13 protein-coding genes and 6 pseudogenes are annotated in these 20,689 nt (G+C 34.8%); 8 read left to right on the forward strand and 11 right to left on the reverse strand.

Features of this window, described 5'->3' with window-relative positions; genetic code table 11:
• Positions 1–75 precede the first annotated feature (75 nt).
• A pseudogene (locus AC01GB_RS16320) lies at positions 76–2,407 on the forward strand (bifunctional acetaldehyde-CoA/alcohol dehydrogenase); the annotation flags it as partial.
• 236 nt (positions 2,408–2,643) lie between these two features.
• Here the strand turns inward: AC01GB_RS16320 and AC01GB_RS16325 are convergent.
• A pseudogene (locus AC01GB_RS16325) lies at positions 2,644–3,159 on the reverse strand (thymidine kinase); the annotation flags it as partial.
• A gap of 732 nt (positions 3,160–3,891) precedes the next feature.
• Here AC01GB_RS16325 and AC01GB_RS16330 point away from each other — a divergent pair.
• Positions 3,892–4,305 carry an H-NS family histone-like protein gene (locus AC01GB_RS16330; protein ID WP_474452701.1) on the forward strand — a complete coding sequence of 138 codons (414 nt, stop codon included), beginning with the start codon at positions 3,892–3,894 and terminating at the stop codon, positions 4,303–4,305.
• 855 nt (positions 4,306–5,160) lie between these two features.
• On the opposite strand, the gene galU is transcribed toward AC01GB_RS16330, so the two are convergent.
• Together galU and rssB are read right to left on the reverse strand one after the other, a co-directional pair.
• Positions 5,161–6,075: a UTP--glucose-1-phosphate uridylyltransferase GalU gene (galU, locus tag AC01GB_RS16335; protein WP_474452702.1), complete on the reverse strand. Its 915-nt coding sequence runs from the start codon at positions 6,073–6,075 to the stop codon at positions 5,161–5,163.
• 156 nt (positions 6,076–6,231) lie between these two features.
• Complete coding sequence (gene rssB, locus AC01GB_RS16340; RefSeq protein WP_474452703.1) at positions 6,232–7,248, reverse strand: two-component system response regulator RssB; 1,017 nt, start codon at positions 7,246–7,248, stop codon at positions 6,232–6,234.
• Between the two features lie 685 nt (positions 7,249–7,933).
• On the opposite strand from rssB, the gene purU reads away from it, so the two are divergent.
• The gene (purU, locus tag AC01GB_RS16345) at positions 7,934–8,779 is read left to right on the forward strand and encodes a formyltetrahydrofolate deformylase (RefSeq protein WP_474452704.1); all 846 of its coding nucleotides are present in this window, start codon (positions 7,934–7,936) and stop codon (positions 8,777–8,779) included.
• Between the two features lie 381 nt (positions 8,780–9,160).
• On the opposite strand, the gene AC01GB_RS16350 is transcribed toward purU, so the two are convergent.
• Together AC01GB_RS16350 and AC01GB_RS16355 are read right to left on the reverse strand one after the other, a co-directional pair.
• Positions 9,161–9,568: a hypothetical protein gene (locus AC01GB_RS16350; RefSeq protein ID WP_474452705.1), complete on the reverse strand. Its 408-nt coding sequence runs from the start codon at positions 9,566–9,568 to the stop codon at positions 9,161–9,163.
• Between the two features lie 38 nt (positions 9,569–9,606).
• The gene (locus AC01GB_RS16355; protein WP_474452706.1) at positions 9,607–10,029 is read right to left on the reverse strand and encodes a helix-turn-helix domain-containing protein; all 423 of its coding nucleotides are present in this window, start codon (positions 10,027–10,029) and stop codon (positions 9,607–9,609) included.
• Positions 10,030–10,494: 465 nt separating this feature from the next.
• Here AC01GB_RS16355 and xthA point away from each other — a divergent pair, with 465 nt between their 5' ends.
• Positions 10,495–11,304 (forward strand): exodeoxyribonuclease III, encoded by an 810-nt coding sequence (gene xthA / locus AC01GB_RS16360; RefSeq protein ID WP_474452707.1) that lies wholly within the window; start codon positions 10,495–10,497, stop codon positions 11,302–11,304.
• 31 nt (positions 11,305–11,335) lie between these two features.
• On the opposite strand, the gene AC01GB_RS16365 is transcribed toward xthA, so the two are convergent.
• From AC01GB_RS16365 to AC01GB_RS16380, 4 genes and pseudogenes are all read right to left on the reverse strand, one after another.
• On the reverse strand, positions 11,336–13,276 hold the full coding sequence (locus tag AC01GB_RS16365; protein WP_474452708.1) for a DNA topoisomerase III: 1,941 nt from the start codon (positions 13,274–13,276) through the stop codon (positions 11,336–11,338).
• Between the two features lie 3 nt (positions 13,277–13,279).
• Positions 13,280–13,609 carry a hypothetical protein gene (locus AC01GB_RS16370; RefSeq protein ID WP_474452709.1) on the reverse strand — a complete coding sequence of 110 codons (330 nt, stop codon included), beginning with the start codon at positions 13,607–13,609 and terminating at the stop codon, positions 13,280–13,282.
• A pseudogene (locus AC01GB_RS16375) lies at positions 13,593–13,784 on the reverse strand (AIR synthase related protein); the annotation flags it as partial. The pseudogene AC01GB_RS16375 and the gene AC01GB_RS16370, both read right to left, overlap by 17 nt.
• An 81-nt stretch (positions 13,785–13,865) precedes the next feature.
• A complete protein-coding gene (locus AC01GB_RS16380; protein ID WP_474452710.1) occupies positions 13,866–14,417 on the reverse strand; it encodes an NAD(P)H nitroreductase in 552 nt (183 codons plus the stop codon).
• A gap of 250 nt (positions 14,418–14,667) precedes the next feature.
• Between AC01GB_RS16380 and sppA the strand changes: the two genes are divergently transcribed.
• From sppA to pncA, 3 genes and pseudogenes are all read left to right on the forward strand, one after another.
• Positions 14,668–16,548, forward strand: a complete 1,881-nt coding sequence (gene sppA, locus AC01GB_RS16385; RefSeq protein ID WP_474452711.1) for a signal peptide peptidase SppA — start codon at positions 14,668–14,670, stop codon at positions 16,546–16,548.
• A gap of 198 nt (positions 16,549–16,746) precedes the next feature.
• A pseudogene (gene ansA, locus AC01GB_RS16390) lies at positions 16,747–17,662 on the forward strand (asparaginase).
• Between the two features lie 10 nt (positions 17,663–17,672).
• Positions 17,673–18,334, forward strand: a pseudogene (gene pncA / locus AC01GB_RS16395) (bifunctional nicotinamidase/pyrazinamidase).
• A 38-nt stretch (positions 18,335–18,372) separates the two neighbouring features.
• On the opposite strand, the gene AC01GB_RS16400 reads toward pncA, so the two are convergent.
• Positions 18,373–18,630, reverse strand: a complete 258-nt coding sequence (locus AC01GB_RS16400) for a YeaC family protein (RefSeq protein WP_474452712.1) — start codon at positions 18,628–18,630, stop codon at positions 18,373–18,375.
• Between the two features lie 41 nt (positions 18,631–18,671).
• Positions 18,672–19,081: pseudogene (msrB, locus tag AC01GB_RS16405) on the reverse strand (peptide-methionine (R)-S-oxide reductase MsrB).
• A 346-nt stretch (positions 19,082–19,427) separates the two neighbouring features.
• On the opposite strand from msrB, the gene gapA reads away from it, so the two are divergent.
• A complete protein-coding gene (gene gapA, locus AC01GB_RS16410) occupies positions 19,428–20,423 on the forward strand; it encodes a glyceraldehyde-3-phosphate dehydrogenase (protein WP_474452713.1) in 996 nt (331 codons plus the stop codon).
• The last annotated feature ends 266 nt before the right edge of the window (positions 20,424–20,689 follow it).

Here is a 20,689-nt window from a genome sequence, read left to right on the forward strand (position 1 = left end):
TATTTATATATGACACCTCATATTTAATTATATTGCTCCTAATCTAGGCTAATTGACTAAAAAAATTTAACATTTATTAGAACTAATGTTACTGAACTCAATGAACTTGTCGTGCGTGTTAAAAAAGCACAACAACAATTTGCAAATTTTACCAGAATCAAGTTGATAAAATTTTTCGTGCTGCTGACTCTCGCATTCCTTTAGCAAAATTAGCAGCTGAAGAATCTGGCATGGGAATTATAGAAGATAAAGTGATTAAAAATTATTTTGCTTCGGAATATATTTATAATTCTTATAAAGATGAGAAAACTTGTGGCATTCTGTCCGAAGATCTTACTTTTTGTACTATCACCATTGCTGAACCTATTGGCGTAATTTGTGGTATTGTTCCAACAACTGATCCTACATCGACAGCCATTTTTAAATCTTTAATCAGTTTTAAAACGCGTAACGGGATTATTTTTCCCCTCACCCTAGCGCTAAAAATGCCACTAACAACGCCACCAAAATCGTATTACAAGCCGCTGTTGCTGCTGGTGCACCAAAAGATATCATTGGCTGGATAGATGAACCCTCAGTCGAACTTTCAAATGCATTAATGCACCACCCTGATGTTAATCTTATCTTAGCAACCGGTGGATCTGGTATAGTGAAAGCAGCTTATAGTTCAGGAAAACCTGCTATCGGTGTAGGCGCAGGTAATACAACTGTCGTGATTGACAGTTCTGCCGACATTAAACGTGCTGTTGCTTCAATTTTAATGTCAAAAACTTTTGATAATGGTGTTATTTACGCGTCAGAGCAATCAGTTATCATTGTGGACGAAGTTTACAATCAAGTGCGCGAACGTTTTGTCACTCATGGGGGTTACTCATTAAAAGGTAAAGAGCTGAAAGCCGCACAAAACATTATTTTAAAAAATGGTAATTTAAATGCGGCTACTGTTGCTCAACCTGCGGTAAAAATTGCTGAACTAGCCGGCATACAAGTGCCGTTAAACACTAAAATTTTAAAAAGCCACAGATGAGAGCAAACCTTTTGCCCATGAAAAACTCTTGCCATTACTTACCATGTACCATAGTAAAGATTTTGCTGATGCCGTTGGAAAAGCAAAAAAATTGGTTGAGATGGGGGGGATTGGCCATACTTCATGTCTTTATACTGATCAAGACAATCAAACTGAGCGAGTTAATTATTTCGGCGAGAAAATGGAAACCCCACGTATCTTAATTAATACTCCGGCATCTAAGGGTGGGATTGGTGATCTTTATAATTTCAAATTGGCTCCTTCATTAACATTAGGATGCTGCTCCTGGGGTGGAAATTTTATCTCTGAAAACGTGGGTCCTAAGCACCTAATTAATACTAAAACAGTAGCGAAAAGTGCAGAAAATATGTTGTGGCATAAACTTCCTAGTTTTATTTATTTTCGTCGTGGTTGCCTACCATTAGCGTTGGAAGAAATTGCTACTGACGGTGCTAATCGGGCTTTTATTGTTACTGACAGTTACTTATTCAATAATGGTTATGTTGATGAAGTCGTTAATGTATTGAAGACTTTTAACGTTGAAACTGAAGTATTTTTTGAAGTTGAAGCCGATCCTACGCTGAATATTATTCGTAAAGGTGTCGCTTTAATGCATACCTTTAAACCAGATGTGATTATCGCTTTAGGCGTTGGTTCTCCTATGGATACAGCTAAAATCATGTGGGTAATGTATGAACATCCTGAAACCCATTTTGAAGAGCTTGCTCTACGTTTTATGGGTATTCGTAAACGTATTCATAAATTCCCTAAAATGGGTGTTAAAGCCAAAATGGTTGCCATCACCACAACATCAGGTAAAAGAGTATTTGCCAACCAGTTATCTGAATAGGGGCGAAAGATCCGATTGCCCGCGAACGGGTGCACAATGCAGCAACCATCGCTGGTATTGCTTTCGCTAATGCTTTTTTAGGTTTTTGCCACTCAATGGCCCATAAATTAGGTTCCGAATTTCATATACCCCATGGTTTAGCCAATGCGCTGCTAATTGAAAATGTCATTCGCTATAACGCTAATGACAATCCAACAAAGCAAACCGCATTCAGCCAATATGATCGCCCTCAAGCTCGTCCTCGCTATGGTGAGATTGCCGATCACTTAGGGCTAACCTCACCAGCTGATCGCACAGCTAACAAAATTGAAAAACTGCTTAATTGGTTAGCAACACTTAAAACTATGCTCGGTACCCCCAAATCTATTCGTGAAGCTGGGGTCGCAGAAAAGGATTTCTTAGCTAAAGTGGATAAGTTATTTTAAGATGCGTTTGATGATCAATGTACTGGTGCGAATCCTCACTTTTCGTTGATCGCTGAACTAAAACAAATTATGTTAGATTCATACTATGGTAATAATTTTACTGAAGAGAAAAATATATTTCTGCAAACAGAAGAAAAAAGTCATCTAGTAAAAGAACCTACTTAATAAACATTTTATTTGTAACCATTTATTTAATAATTAGCACTGAAAAATATATTCGGTGCTTTTTTAATCGCAAAATATTTTACCAATCCTTATTTGAAAATAATTTCAAACCAAAATAGTTATTTTACGTAATTAATTTTCATTTAAGAATAATAACCTAATATGGGGAGTTAAAATTATTTAAATGGAACAACGGAAAAAGGTTTTTCTCCCGCCTCAATACATTTTGTGTGATTAATTGCATACATATAATATTGACGACAGACTGAGATATATTTTTCATTACCACCAATTTCAATCTGTTCTCCCTGATAGACAGCAAGCCCATTATCATCTAATCGCAAAACCCTACTTGCTTTACGACCACAATAACAAATGGTTTTTAGTTCAATAAGTTTATCTGCCGAAGCTAACAGATAGTGACTGCCAATAAATAACTCACCACGAAAATCTGTCCTTAATCCATAACACAAAACCGGTATGTTGGCATAATCAACAATTTCACAAAGCTGACTAACTTGCTCTTTCGTTAAAAACTGACACTCATCAACAAGCACACAATGAATTTTTTGACAGTTATTTTTTTCTTTTATTAATCTCCCCATATCTGTCTGTTGCGAAAATAAAATTGCATCTGCAACTAAACCAATTCTGGAGGTTACTTTACCTTGAACAAATCGGGTATCAATCTCAGCGGTAAAAATAAGCGTATTCATTCCCCGTTCATTATAATTACATGAAGACTGAAGTAGTTAAGTTGATTTGCCTGCATTCATTGCTGAATAATAGAAATAAAGCTGAGCCATTAGCCCTTTCCTCTTACCTATTTAGACAAATATTTTGAAAGTTTACCACATACATTATCAAACATTATTTTTCATTTAATTTGATTATAAATATTGATAACTAACATAACAGATTTTTTAGTAATGTTTATAGTCATGAAAAAGTTCGTATGTTTAAATGTCACGCTCTACAAACAACATCTTTATTTTAACAAAGTATGTGATAAGAAAAGATTATTAATAGCTAACATTCATCAAAAAACTTAGATACCTAGTAGTGATAACTCAACAAAAGCTTAATAAGCAAACTCTTTTACACATATTAAGTTAAAATTTAGTTTATGTTACATAGCATAAAGTTGAATAAAAATAAAAAAACATCATCTTTACATCTGAATGAAATTCAAATATAAAAGCAGTTCTATCATTTTCGTATAGATTTTTAAGTATCCAGGGTATCTAATATAAGATATATAATATTTTTACAGTGAAAGCTTATATTGCTTTTGCAAAGAAATTTAAATTTAAAAAAACAATAAATTTAACCTTATTTTGTAACTTCACTATTGCAGAAAATAAAATAGCATTCTATTATTAGTAGACATCAGCCAACATTTATTTTAATTCGAGACCAGGAAAATGAGTGATTCATTGAAATATTTTAAATCATTAAATAACATTCGTACCTTACGTGCGATAGCAAGAGAAATGCCGTTAGAATCATTGCAAGAAATACATGATAAATTTAATACCGTTGTAGAAGAACGTCGCGAAGATGAAAATCAAGCGAGAGCACAATTAGAGGCTCATAGTCAAAAAATTGCAAAATATATTAAATTACTGGAAGGAGAAGGACTTAGTCTAGATGATCTAGTTACTGCAAAAACTCCTTCAAAAACATCTAACCGTACTAAGCGCGCAGCAAGACCGGCTAAATTTCAATATAAAGATGAAAATGGTGAAATCAAAACCTGGACCGGTCAAGGTCGTACACCAGCTGTCATCAAAAAGGCACTAGCGAAGGGTAAAAATATGGATGATTTTTTAATCTAAATGTCCCTTCTCTACTTTAAAAATACCCTTTATATAAAGGGTATTTTTATTACACATATTATTAACATTTATTACACAATAAATAACCAACCTTAATAAGGCCTAATATATATCAAAACGTAAAACTCTGCTCGCTAAGATAAATACTAAATACATTTACATACCAGCCACTTTTCACTAATAACTAACCATACCTTTTCCTATAATAAAGAAACCGGCATAAAAATGTACAACTTCTATTAATATAAATATCTTGTTATCAGCGATACACCATGTAATGTAAATTTTTATTGTCTAAACCTTTCAAATTATTCCTTCAAGAAATAGTATCGTTGTTTTTTATTGCCATAAAGTCATGCATTCAATGTTCATTATTAGACTTCTTTCTATTTTATTTTGTTGGAGAGGTTGTTAAATTTCATTCTATTTATTATGAAAAAATTTACTATAGAAATAATAAACAGATTACTTTATAAACAAAAAAAATAAACGGCTAATCTGATACAAGATAAATCAATTAAATATAATTACTATACTTTTTTATAATAATTATGATCAGTGTTAACTTAAATATTATTGATAGCAACTCATGCGCAAACACAAGAAATTTTAGCTAGCAACTAAAGTGATATATGATCAGCAAAATCATATTATTATTATTATTATTATTATTTAAAATAGTTTGTAATATCTCCATTTAAACAACATCCTTGCCTACTTATATAATTAATAAATCTCATTTTAATTTTATGCATAAATAGAACTTATTAAAATAAATTTGTAATAACAAATAGGCAATATTGTATAAAAATACCATGCAGGTTTTTTATTGATTTGAATCAAATTTATCGACAATTAGCAATCTAAGATATTTTTTACCCACGCGGAAAACTCATCACCTAAAAATTCATGCTGCATAGCATATTCAACAAATGCTTTCATATAACCCAATTTATTACCGCAATCATGGCTTTTACCGTGTAAATGATAGGCTTCAACAGGTTCTCCTTCTATTAACATTTCAATCGCGTCAGTTAACTGAATTTCATCACCTGCCCCCATTGGTGTTTTCTCTAATAAAGGCCAAATTTTCTCTGACAATACATAACGCCCCACGATAGATAAATTAGATGGCGCCAGTTCAATTTTAGGTTTTTCAACAACGCCTTTAATAATTTTGCTTTCACCGGCTTTTAATTCATAACTGTCACAATCTACAACACCATAATTGGATACAGACTCCTTTGGTACCGGCTCAACAAGAATTTGGCTGGCTGATGTTTCATAATAACGTTTCAGCATCGCGATTAAATTATACTGTTTCAAATCCGAAGAATATTGATCAATAATTACATCCGGTAAAACTACAGCAAAAGGCTCCTCTCCTACCAATGGTTTTGCACATAAAATGGCATGTCCAAGCCCTTTTGCTATACCTTGTCTCGTTTGCATAATTGTGACATAACTTGGGCATATGGATTGTACATCATTTAATAATTGCCGTTTAACGCGCTTTTCCAAAATTGCTTCTAATTCAAAACTGGTATCAAAATGGTTTTCTATTGAGTTTTTTGAAGAGTGAGTGACTAATATAATTTCATGAATACCAGCAGATATACATTCATTTACTACATACTGAATAAGTGGTTTATCCGCTAAAGGTAACATTTCTTTAGGAATCGCTTTAGTTGCCGGCAACATTCGAGTTCCTAAACCCGCGACAGGAATAACCGCTTTGCTAACTTTTTTTTCCGCTTTTTTTAATTTCATTTTTTTCTACCAAGTTACCTAAATACAATACACTAATGAAATGTGACAGATAGATTTTCAACAACTTTTGTAGCAAATATAGCAATAAAATGTACCAAATAAATAGCAGACTAGAGAAAATTGGCCTAGGTTAACAATCCTGTAAAAAGTAAATAATTATAATATTTCTACCAATGAATTAAACATTAAAGTCATTCGATGTTTATGATTCCATATTTTACATTGCCAATCTATTCCTTTTTCCATTATTTGCTGATAAGCAATTGATTGTAAGCTACCCAATGGTGCACTTGATGACAATTCGACTTCTTTATTCTCAGTTTTTAATTTTACATTAAGTCCTGCTGAAGCTAATACAATTGTTTTACTTTCAGTATGAAAATAACCTAATAAAATTGGAAATTGTCCTTTAATACCTAAATCCATTAATAAAGTGTTTATTTGCTCAAGCATTTTACTAATATTAAATAATTTGTTTGATTGGCTATTAAGATAGGTTTGCAATAATTCATTAAATCCAACTCTAAGTAATAATGCAGCCATAACACCATCACCCGAAGAATACTCAATATCAAGGCAATAAAAACCTATTTGTTTATCAGAAAGTTCTGCCAAATCAAATAACAATCCAATTTTATTAATATCTTTTAGTTGGCGATAATTAATTTTATAATTTGCCAGTGTTTGATTTACTTTGGGCTGCAGCTCAAGTAAAACTGGCAAAATATCATGCTTTTCGTGCTGTATCATTTGCTGAATATGAGAAAGCTCAGCAGATAAACGAGTGGTTGTTTCTACAATATTTGGATACAAATTACGGATAATCGTCTCTTTAACATCATCAAAATCAACAATCGGTTTTAATAATGCATCTTTTACCCCAAGTCGCAGCATTCTATCCAAATCACTAATTCTATTTGTTCCTGAAATCACAATAACTGGGATTTCACACTTCATTTCCACCAGTTTCTGCATCAAAGTCTCACCACTCATCACAGGCATGCTTAAATCACATAAAATCAAATCAAGACGCTCAACAGCATTAATAATATCTAACGCCTCCTGCCCATTGCTGGCTGTATAAGTAATCACATCAAATGATTTAAGGTAATTTCTCAATACGGAGCGAAAAACCACCTCATCTTCTACAATTAATATTTTCTTCCCTTTCATATGCCAGCCTTACATTACATAAAATGCCATTGACGATATTATCTTTTTAGAAAATAGTACTTATAATAGAACAAATATTTTACGGATTTACACTTAAAGTTATATATTTTTTTGTATTGAAATATATAATTATTTTTCATTTATTGGAATCAATTGGTTACTTTTATACAGTTATTGTAATTAGAAATTACTTTCTTAATTTTGTTTCTTTTTTTTAATCAAAATTATCTTATGTTTTTTTCATCCTGAATCTAACAACTAAAAAACTATTTATTACTTTATTATCAATATCTAAAATTCAAATCAGTAAACCAAAGTAGATAAATGATCAATAGCACTGAGGATGATTCAGTCACTATTGAGTAACATTATTTACCCAATTAAAAGTGAATATAAAGATAAAATGAACCTTTGTTAAAGTTTTCAGATAAATTAATCATAAATAACTCATATTTATCTATTATAGCTCTTGTTTGCTTTTAATTAATCAATATTCCAAATGATAAAAATGTGATTTACAATAATAAAAAGATATTTTTTTAAATAATTTTAATGAAATTTTGAAAAAAAAACATTGCCATAACAGTCCTAAAAGCGTCAGAATTGCCACATTTTATCGTAGCAAGATTAAAATTTCCTATTTTGCGATATTTGTAACAAAAAAATTTGAAGGAAAAGACCATTCATGCAACAAGCCACAAAAAAAAAAATTCTTCGGACCATCTGCCCTGATGCAAAAGGGTTAATCGCTAAAATCACAAATATTTGTTATAAACATCAATTAAATATTATTCAAAATAATGAATTTGTTGACCATCAGACGAACTGTTTTTTCATGCGTACTGAACTTGAAGGTATTTTCAACGATAATACATTATTAGCTGATCTCGACGATGCTTTACCATCAGGGTCTAAACGTGAATTAAGTACAGCAAATCAACGACGCATTGTTATTATGGTAACCAAAGAAGCACACTGCTTAGGTGATCTATTAATAAAAAGCGCCTATGATGGTCTTGATGTGGAAATTGCTGCTGTAATTGGTAATCACGAGACATTAAGATCACTAGTTGAACAATTTAATATCCCATTTCACTACATTAGCCATGAAAATTTAACGCGAGAACAACATGATCATCTATTAAAAGAACAAATTGACCATTATGATCCTGATTATGTGGTTTTAGCAAAATATATGCGCGTACTTATGCCTAATTTCGTTCAACATTATCCCAATAAAATTATTAATATCCATCACTCTTTTTTGCCAGCTTTTATTGGTGCAAAACCTTATCATCAAGCTTATCAACGTGGTGTCAAAATCATTGGAGCAACCGCGCACTTTGTCAATAATGATCTCGATGAAGGCCCTATTATTACTCAGAATGTGATTAACGTTGATCATAGTTATACTGCTGAGGATATGATGCGAGCAGGTAAAGACGTTGAAAAAAATGTCTTAAGCCACGCTTTATACTGGGTATTAGTACAACGTGTTTTTGTTCATGGCAACCGCACGATTATTCTTTAACCTATCCTCTATTTAATAAAATAGCCTGACTTATTTTAGAGGTAATTATTATACAGATTGCATAATATTACCTTTAAACAATCATAATTATTTTATTAAATTTAATTTTTATAAAATATTTTATTTAATTATTTATCATGATAAATGATTATTTATTATTAACTATATTTAAAAAAACTGACATCGTTATTACATTTAAATTTTATCTAATGAACAAGGATAACACTTCTAACTAATCGATTAAATTTCAAATAGATAGGCACTTATAGCAGTTAACGCTTGCTCTGTTTATTCACTAGCAGAAACTTGCAAGTTACCAATCCTGTGGTTACTAGCATCAGATCAACCATAATTTTGCCTAATTCATATTTTACCTATTGATTAATATATTTTTTCAATTGCATCAATAAATCGATTCAAAATACTACCATGTGCTTTAGATTTATAAAAATAACAGCTATTTGTCATGCTAAGCTCATCTAGCGGTAGAAAAATAATGTCAGGTGTTGATTGACAGGTTTCGGGTAATTTATCGGTTAAACCGATGTAATCACCATTTTGTATTAATCCATCGCAAAAACAACTGTTTTCCATCCACCTGATATTGATACTATTTGCCCCTATCGTCGCTTTTGATTCTATATCTCGAATAAATTGACTCTTATATAAAACTGGATCACATAGCCAAGGAAATTGATTCAATAATTTTAATAGATTCTTTTCAGCATGTTCGTAAAGTTGTTTGCGGCAACATATACCAATAGCCTCTTTTTGTAATTTTTGTAACAAAATAAAACGTTCACTTACAATTTTTTCTGAACTTAAAATTAAAACATTGCCATCATAACATAATCTGATATTTCATTTACTTTATCATAATCAAATTTTAAAACGTTTATTGGTATTTTATTAATACCTGCTGTTTGATAAAGTTTTATTAAATGATGGTTTTTAGCCCAGTCATAATAAATATTAACCACATTACGAAATTCATTACCAACATATCTTTTGGTAATTTCTTTTTCCTGCAAATATAAATTTTTTAAATCATTATAAAGCTCTTGCCCTTCCTTTGTTAAAGTCATGCCGGATTTTTTCCTTTTAAATAGCGTCTTACCTAATACGGTCTCAAAATCTTTAATTGATTTTGCGACAGGGGGCGCCGTGCGATGCAATATTCTCGCCGCTTTACATAATGAACCTTGTTCAACTACTGCAATAAAAGCTTCTAACTTTCTTGAGAAAAACATAATGATTGCTCCACTGCAATCTTAAATATCAAATAGAAAAAATTTAAATATCTATTTAATAATTTATAGCTGACACAGAAATTCAAAAAGAATACCTTTTTACAGCTCTTTAAGATAAAAGCACTTAGGCTAATAATTTAAAGAAAAATAATTAAACCTCGCTAATTAATTTCATAAATTGATTTTTAGCAAACGACATCATTACATCTAATTATTATTTTCTGAAAAAACAAATTTTCATATAGTGCATTTTTAATTATAGTTTATTAATTTGAATTAAATTAATTATTTTTTAAAGTTATATATTTTTTTTAAATTTAATCACTGATAATCACGCTAAACAATTTAAATATAAAAAAATAACTCATTAATAAATAAAAGAAAATGTTTTATATAATGGGTTACATTTATATATTAAATCTGATAAAATATTTTTATAAATATACAATTAGGTAACCAATTCGAATGAACTTTGTCTCATTTAACATTAATAGCCTAAGGGCACGCATCCACCAACTTGAAGCTATCATCGAAAAACATCAACCTGATGTCATAGGCTTACAAGAGACCAAAGTTGATGATGGTGCATTCCCTTTAGAGCAGGTTAATCAGTTAGGCTATCATATCTGCTATCATGGACAAAAAGCACATTATGGTGTCGCGCTATTTTGCAAACAAAAACCAATCACTATTCAAAAGGGATTTCCTGGCGACGATATTGATGCCCAGCGCCGTATTATTATGGCAGATATTGAAACAGAAAAAGGCACAATTACCATAATAAACGGTTATTTCCCACAAGGTGAATGCCGTGATCACCCAACAAAATTTGCAGCAAAAGCAAAATTTTATCAAGACTTGCAACTTTATCTACAAAATAATCTTTCTCCTCAATCGCATATCATTCTTATGGGAGATATGAATATTAGCCCAACAGATCATGATATCGGCATCGGTGAAATTAATAGAAAACGTTGGTTAAGTGCTGGCAAATGCTCATTTTTACCTGAAGAACGCGAATGGATGAATAAATTGAAATCCTGGGGATTAACCGATACTTATCGTCAACAAAATCCAGCAATTACTGATCAATTTTCGTGGTTTGATTACCGTTCCAAGGGTTTTGTTGATAACCGAGGTCTGCGAATTGATTTGATTATGGCCTCTAGTTCGTTGTTTGCCTGCTGTGGTGAAACGGGCATTGATTATGACATTAGAAGTATGGAAAAACCTTCAGATCATGCCCCTATTTGGGCAAAATTTGAGTTAAATTAAGTTGAAATAAAATGATAGTACTATTTTATGCTTAGCTATCATTTGATTGCCTTTTTTGACTAGCTCTCTTCTTCTTGACTGATAACTTTTTATCCGTTTTTTCTTCGATGACCGATATCGTACGGAATATGGTTAAATCAGTTTGTTGTTTCGCTTGTTGGATTAACATCTTCAATGTATCTACCAATGGTAACATAAAATCCTGATAACGAAACTGTTTTTCACTGATTTGGGTTAATTTAGACTCCCAGTGAGCAGTCATATCAGGCAATACTGCCACCAGCGGTAAAACTTTATATAAGGCGATGCCTGCTGGCGCAGCATGGATATAACGGCCTTTTTTAACCAAAAATTTACGTTTAAATAACAGTTCTATAATACCCGCTCTGGTCGCTTCTGTTCCTAAACCATCCGTTGCTCGCAATACCTTTTTCAGCGCTTTATCTTGCACAAAACGGGCAATACAGGTCATAGCCGACAACAAAGTAGCATCAGTAAAGGGTTTTGGTGGCTGAGTCTGCTTTTTTATTACTTCACCCTGCTCGCAAAATAACTCATCTTTTACCTTTACCTCAGGAAGTGGCATACCATCATTATCCGCATCCCGTTCCTTAGTAGTTAAAATTGCTCTCCAACCAGGTTCGACCAAAAAGCGAGCTCTGGCGATAAATTTTCCACCTGCGATTTCCAGTTCAATAATCCGTTTATGAAATTTTGCACTGGCCATAAATTGGATAATATATTGAGCAGCAATCAATGCATAAATTTTGCTTTCGTTTTGATCAAGCTGCACCGTTGCTGCTTTAGCGGTAGGAATAATTGCATGATGTGCATCAACTTTTTTATCATCCCAACAGCGATTTTTCTTATCTAATTCAGCCAATTCAAATTGTGTAAGTTCTGGCTGATGCATAGCAATAGCTTTTAATAGCCCATGGCGATTGGCAAAATGCTCTTGCGGTAAGTAACGACTATCAGAACGAGGATAAGTAATAACTTTATGTTTTTCATATAATTGTTGACATATATCAAGAACTTCCTTGGCACTTAAGCCATGGTTTTTAGCGGCTTCAATTTGCAAAGCCGACAAAGAATAAGGTAAGGGCGCAATTTCTGATTCTTGTTTATTTTGATAGGCAACAACCAAGGCCGGTTGCTGCGTAATTCGTGCAGCAACATGCTCGGCTAAGGGGCGATGAATCAGACGCCCTTCTTCACCCTGATAATCAATGCAGGCTTCACTTGGCTGCCAGATAGCGGTAAAACGTTCTTTATTCGGCGTGATTATATGTGCTTTTACCTCAAAAAAATCTTTAGCAACAAAATGTTCAATTTCTTCGTCTCTTCTAACCACCAATCCCAATACTGGCGTTTGAACTCGACCAACAGATAATACCCCTTGGTACCCCCCTCGCTGGCCAAGCAAAGTATAAGCCCGCGTCATATTTATGCCATACAACCAATCTGCTCTGGCTCGAGCTAATGCAGAAACACAAAGTGGAATAAAATCTCGATTACTTCTTAACCGTTCAATGGCCTTAACTACCGCTTGAGGATTAAGATCGCTAATTAAACAGCGCTGAACAGACTGCTTTTTATCATCCGGTAAGGCTAAAAAATCTAACACTTCATCCACCAGCAATTGCCCTTCGCGATCGGGATCTCCCGCATGCACAATCTCATCGGCCTGAACTAATAGCGCTTTAATAGTATTAAGTTGCTTAATAACTGCCGCCCGAGGCTTTAATTGCCATTTTTCAGGAATGATCGGTAAATCAGTTAATGACCAACGTGCTAAGCGAGGATCGTAAGCTTCAGGTTCAGCTTGCTCCAATAAATGACCAATACACCAAGTCACATATTGTGAATCACCACAGACAATAAAACCATCTTGTCGTTTATGTGGCTTTGGTAAAACATCAGCTATAGCACGCGCTAAACTGGGCTTTTCTGCAATAAATAGACGGCGCATAGGTTATTCAACTACCTCAATCATCGCTCTGCCAGATTTGGATTGCTCTAATTGACCGATTGCGCTAAAAGATAAATTATTTTGCCAGGCAATTTGTTTAACTTCAGCAATTGCTGTTGGTAACACCGCCATTAATAATCCTCCTGAGGTCTGCGGATCACATAATAAATTGCGTTGTAACGGTGTCATCTGGCCTAAAAAATGGCCGTAACTAGCAAAATTACGTTGGGTTCCACCTGGTACACACTCTTGCTCAATATAACTTTCAATATGAGGTAATTTAGCTATTTGCGAAAAAGCCACCGTTGCCTGTAAATCAGCCGCCCCCTTCAATCACTTGCTGGGCTATCTCAGCTGGGATTTTATTAATGGGCCAACCTAATATCGCAATCGCCATAATGGGTTTACCACCCATCGCATAAATATCACTAATTGCATTAGTGGCAGCAATACGCCCAAAATCAATCGGAGAATCCACTATTGGCATAAAAAAATCCGTGGTACTAATAATCCCTACGCAATTTTACAACCACAACCCGCTCCATGACTAAATTGGGTTAATTTGATTTCCGATGGCATATTTTTTCCTTTAAAAATAAGTCACAAAATCCTTTATATCCGCTGAAGAACTTTTCATTGTAGGATTAAATTTTGGCGTTCCTAAATAGAGGAAGCCAACAATTTTATCATCTTGTTGGCAAGCTAAACCTGATCTCACCACCGGATCAGAGGTCCAAGAGCCTGTACGCCAGATGCCACCAAATCCTTGAGCAACAGCAGCCATCTGCATAGCATGAACACAACAACCAGCAGTAATAACTTGCTCCCAGGCAGGAGTTTTTGTGTCGACGACAATTTTAGCAATAACAGCAATAATTAACGGAGCTCGTAAAGGTGCTTTTTTGGCTTTCTCTTCAGCTTCTTTGCCTAAGTTAGCATTAATTGCGGCTTTTTCCAGTAACTGTCCAAATTTATCGAGCCCTTGATTGTGGATCACCACAAAATGCCAGGGGCGTAATGTACCATGATCAGGAGCTCGCATTCCGGCTGCCAAAATATTATCCAGTGATTGACCTTCAGGTGCCGGTGTTGTCAAATGACTCATGGAACGACGGGTTAATAATAGTGTTAAAGCATCCATAGATTTCTCCTTGTTGAAATTCACTTATATTACAACTATTTGCATAGCTACAAATAGCGTAGAAATGACCATTTTATATGTATGTTTCTCAAAAATAGAATATTATCATCAGCATTAGTATAGTAAGGTAACATTTTCAATCAGCTTGAATAGCAATAAAATAATATTTTTAATTATTCTATAAGTTATGGCTGACAATTATCTTATGTCCTTTTAAGATAAATATGTTAATCATATAATTGGAGATCACATGCGAAACCCATGGAATTTAATCGCAACCTGCTTTAAATTTAGTTGGCGATTACTTAATTTTATCAGACGATTTGTCACCAGTTTTATCTGTCTTTTTTTGCTCTTTATCGCAGCAAGCAGTTACTTTGCCTATAAAAGTGAAAAAAAATCGACGAGCCAATATCATGGTGCGCTACTTATTGATCTACAAGGTGTAATTGTTGATCAAGTCTCTATCCCTAATCCTCTTGGTAAAATGAGCCGCGAATTGTTAGGCTCATCAAGCAAACGCATGCAAGAAAACTCCTTATTTGACATTGTAAATATTATCCGCCGGGCAACCTATGACGACAAAATTACCGGTATCGTTTTACAACTGGATAATCTGATTGGTTCCAACCAGCCATCTTTACAATATATTGGTAAGGCGTTGATAGAGTTTAAGCAAGCGGGAAAACTTATTTACGCTGTAGGTAATGGCTATAATCAATCACAATATTATTTAGCCAGTTTTGCCAATCATATCTATATGTCACAACAGGGTCATGTCGGAATTTACGGTTTTTCAACCAATAAACTCTTTTATAAGACGCTACTGGATAACCTAAAAGTCAATAGCCATATTTTCCGTGTTGGCACCTATAAATCAGCAGTAGAGCCATTTATTCGTGACAATATGTCACCTGAAGCACGTGAAGCCGATAAAGTCTGGATTGGTTCACTATGGCAACATTATTTATCAACTGTGGCGCAAAACCGACAAATGACACCAGAAAATATCTTCCCTGGTGCCAATAAATTGATTGAAGAAATGAAAAGCGTCAATGGTGATAGTGCGCAATATGCGGTTAAACAAAAACTCATTGATCATATATTTACCGGCGCAGTTATGGAGAAAGAGTTAAGCAAAAAATTTGGCTGGAATGATAAAGAGCAACATTTTAATTACATCAGTATCTATGATTATGCCAATGAACAACCCCAGCAAAATCAGCTAATGCGACAAAAAGAATCCGATGAGCAAGCTGGAAATATCGCTGTGATAATTGCCCAAGGCGCCATTATAGATGGACCACAAGAGCCTGGCATGGTTGGCAGCGAAACAACGGTAGCGCAAATACGTAAAGCAAGACTTAACCCTGATATTAAAGCGATTGTATTACGTGTTAATAGTCCCGGTGGCAGTGTTACCGCTTCAGAAGCGATAAGGAATGAGTTTGTGGCTGTCCGCGAGGCCAATAAACCTATTGTAGTTTCAATGGGAGGAATGGCAGCATCAGGAGGTTATTGGATTTCAACACCGGCCAATTATATTTTTGCCAGTCCAACAACCCTGACCGGTTCAATTGGTATTTTCGGTGTGATAAATACCTTTGAAAAAAGCTTAGATACAATTGGCGTTTATACTGATGGGATCTCTACCACGCCATTAGCGGATATCTCAGCTACAAAAGGGATTAATAAACAATTTTCTGACATGATGAAAATCACCATAGAAAATGGCTATAACACCTTTCTAAAATATGTTGCTCAGGCGCGTCACAAAACACCGGCAGAGATAGATAAAATCGCTCAAGGTCGGGTGTGGGTAGGTTCAGAGGCGCTACAAAACGGTTTGGTTGATAAACTGGGTGATTTTGACGATGCTGTAAATAAAGCGGCTGAGTTAGCTAAAGTCACTACACCATCACTTGACTGGATGCAGCCTGAACGTTCTTTTATTGATCAATTAATACTTGAATTAACTTCAAGCGCTGAGGCAATGATGCCCAATACACTGCAATTGTTACTTCCGCCAAAAATGGCTAACGACCTGCAGCAACAAATCAAATTTTACCAGCATATGAATGATCCACAAAATCGCTACGCATTTTGTTTAAATTGTGGTGAAGTTTATTAATAAATAACCATCATTGTTCAACTCTAGCGCCCTGCATATGGGCGCTTTATTTTATATTAATATTTAATATCCCACAGATTTTATTAGCTAACTACTTTATAATTCTTTAAATTTATCAATTTTCACTTATTCATATCGTTAGGTAAAGAGAATGGAAAAAAATCCATCTATGTCGTTTACACAGGCGGCACTATTGGCATGCAATATTCAACCCATGGATACGTGCCAGCCTCCGGCCATCTACAAAAACAACTGAGCAGCATGCCAGAATTTCATAGCGCTGAAATGCCAAATTTTACTATTCGTGAACATAATCCTTCAATTGATTCCGCTAATATGACACCACAAGATTGGCAGTGCATTGAGGATGATATTAGTGATAATTATGAAAACTATGATGGTTTTGTTATTCTAAATGGTACTGATACGATGGCATTTACCGCCTCTGCACTCTCATTTATGTTTGATAATCTAGATAAGCCGATTATCGTGACAGGGTCATAAATACCACTGGAAGCGCTAAGATCAGATGGCCAAACTAATCTTCTTAATGCCTTGTACTTGGCGGCAAATTACCCTATCAATGAAGTGACGCTGTTTTTTAATAACAAATTATTTAGGGGTAACCGGACCGTCAAATCACATGTTGATGGTTTTAATGCCTTTACTTCTCCTAATTGTCCACCATTGATTGATGCTGGTATTCATATCCGTTGTTTACAAAGCTGTCCATTGCCAAAAAATGACGGCAATTTCAGCAGCCATAAAATCCCCCCTCAACCCATTGGGGTTGTTACTATTTATCCTGGGATTTCGGTACAAAATATCGAAAACATCTTATTGCAACCCACCAAAGCACTCATTCTCCGTTCTTACGGTGTTGGTAATGCGCCTTCACAAACTGAGTTGTTAAAATGCCTTGAAAAGGCCTGTCAACACGATATTATCGTCATTAATTTGACACAATGCCTCTCTGGACGAGTTAACATGAATGGGTATGCAACCGGGCACGCATTAGCCAAATTTACTTAGTCAATCTTTATCTTCAAATGATATTCGTACGCTGATGCAAAAAAATTTGCGCGGTGAACTTAGCTATAGTGACAATTATTAAGGACGACATAATGACGAATACTGCATTATTGCTGGCCGCTCTGCAAAATGACTTTTGTAAAGGGGGCGCCCTAGAAGTATTAGATAGTGAAAGTGTTATTAGTACCGCTAATAATGTTATCACCTACTGCCAGCAACAAAATATCGTTGTTATTGCCAGCCAGGACTGGTATCCTGCTGATCACTTAAGTTTTGCTGTCAACTCAGGAAGTCAGGTAGGCACCGAGAGGAATCTTAATGGCCTATGCCAAATTTGGTGGCCAGTTCACTGTGTGCACATCAGAAAGGAGCACAATTCCATCCAGCACTTAATCAGTCAGCCATTCAGGCAACTTTTCAAAAAGGGATCAATGCCACAATCGATAGTTATAGTGCTTTTTTTGATAATGATCATTAACATGCGACTCAGTTAGATCGTTGGCTAACAGAATATCAAATCAAACATCTATACATTATGGGGTTAGCAACAGATTACTGCGTAAAATTTACCATCCTTGATGCAGTGCAACTAGGTTATTAAGTAACGGTTATTCAAGATGGTTGTAGGGGCGTTAATCTTCATCCAGAAGATAGTCATAAAGCATTACAAGAAATGGTATTAGCTGGTGCTAAATTAATACCATCTTCTGATTTGCTCACTCAATCTATGATTGTAACTCATACTCTTAGCTAAGGAGCTGCAATCTATTATTAACATTGAATAAATTTTGCTTATTGCTGCTGTTCACTATCAAACAATCGCTTTAGCTCATCTTTTGTTTTCAAAATGATATTCCCATCGGTGCCCACTGTCATATGCTGAGCATCATGATTATGTCTAGCCTGCCAAAGCATAATAGCTTGCAGATTATTTTCTTTTTGCTCGGGCGTTAACACAACACCATCAGGCCACTTGCCCAATTCAACGGCAGTCAGCAATCGTTGATAAATGTCGACTGTCATTAAATTAACCAGATCATTAAGCTCCATATTTCATCCCTTCTCTTTTTTTATCGTCGTGTAAACCTTACTTAACCCTCAGTTACTTCGCCAGATTCTTGATCAGTAAAACTTAATGCAACAGAATTAATACAATAACGTTGCCCAGTCGGTTGTGGGATCGGCAAAAACATGGCCTAAATGTGCGTTACAGTGACGGCAACGCACTTCTATCCGCTGCATACTGTGGGAAAAAATCAATATAACTGACGGCTTGATCATTAATTGGTTGGTAAAAACTTGGCCAGCCGCAGCCAGTATCAAATTTTGTTTGTGATAGAAAAAGCGGCGCATGGCAACAGAGACAATAACAAATACCTTCTCGTTGATTATGTAATAATTTACCTGAAAAAGGCGGCTCGGTTCCGGCTTCTTGAGTGACATGATGTTGCATTTTATTAAGTTTATTTGACTTAATGCGTTTATGTTCTTTTTCAGTCATAAGAAACCTTTCCTTATTTTCTAGTAAAAGTAATTATATTCATATGATGAGCAAAAATTAACACTAAACCATCTCAATTATTTTTGACCCGGTAAACCGGGTCTTTCTAGTCTGATTTGTGATATAATTCACATATATTAGCAATATTCACTTTAAATCTCTTTATCCAGAACGATAATAGTGAATCAAAACATTGGCCTTAAGCTTGTTGCAAACATACAAAAGATGCTTTATATGTCAATTTTTCTGGTAATTGACACGATTCCGCTTGACGGATGACAAGGTTTTGGTAACGATAGAAACAATATTGAATTCTTTTAAATTAAATATAGCTGGTGGAAATACTATGACTATCAAAGTAGGTATTAATGGTTTCGGTCGTATTGGCCGTATTGTTTTTCGTGCTGCCCAAGAGCGTAAAGATATCGAAATCGTAGCAATCAATGATTTATTAGATGCCAATTATATGGCCTATATGCTGAAATATGACTCAACCCATGGCCGCTTCAACGGTACTGTCGAAGTTAAAGATGGTCACCTGGTGGTTAATGGTAAAACTATTCGCTGCACGGCAGAAAAAGATCCTGCTAACTTGAAATGGAATGAAGTTGGTGTCGATGTGGTTGCGGAAGCAACAGGTATTTTCTTAACTGATGAAACAACACGCAAACATATTGCGGCGGGCGCTAAAAAAGTCGTTTTAACTGGCCCCTCTAAAGATGATACCCCGATGTTTGTAATGGGCGTTAATCATAGCACCTATAGTGGTCAAGATATTGTTTCTAATGCCTCTTGTACCACTAACTGCCTAGCCCCATTAGCGAAAGTTATCAATGATAAATTTGGTATCATTGAAGGTCTGATGACGACCGTCCATGCAACGACTGCCACACAAAAAACCGTTGACGGACCTTCAGCTAAAGATTGGCGTGGTGGACGTGGTGCTTCACAAAACATCATTCCTTCATCAACCGGCGCCGCTAAAGCTGTTGGTAAAGTTATTCCTGAATTGAACGATAAATTAACCGGTATGGCTTTCCGTATTCCAACTCCGAATGTCTCAGTTGTTGACTTAACCGTTCGTTTGAATAAACCTGCCACTTATAAAGAAATTTGCCAGGCGATCCAACAGGCAGCAAATGGTGAATTAAAAGGCATTCTTGGTTACACCGAAGATGATGTTGTTTCCGCAGACTTTAATGGCGACAAACTAACATCAATTTTTGATGCTAAAGCGGGTATTGCCTTAAACGACAGTTTTGTAAAATTAGTTGCCTGGTACGATAATGAAACCGGTTATTCAAATAAAGTTTTAGATTTAATTGCCCATATTGCTAAATAAATAGCATAATTACTCGCTTCAAGCCGTCATTAATGGCGGCTTTTTTCATTCTGGCATATAATCCAACGATATTTTTAAACTAGCTAATTTCTAATCATAAAAAATATAAAAAGGTCGAAATGATGAATGATATGACACTGTTTAGCTTAGCTGTATTAGCAGCGACCTGTGAAATTGAATTTGAATATTATGTACTGAGCCTACCACCGGTGCATTACATACCTATTTACAAGTAAGTGACATAAATAAGATATATATATTGAAGG

The organism is Candidatus Arsenophonus phytopathogenicus (genome assembly GCF_056113345.1).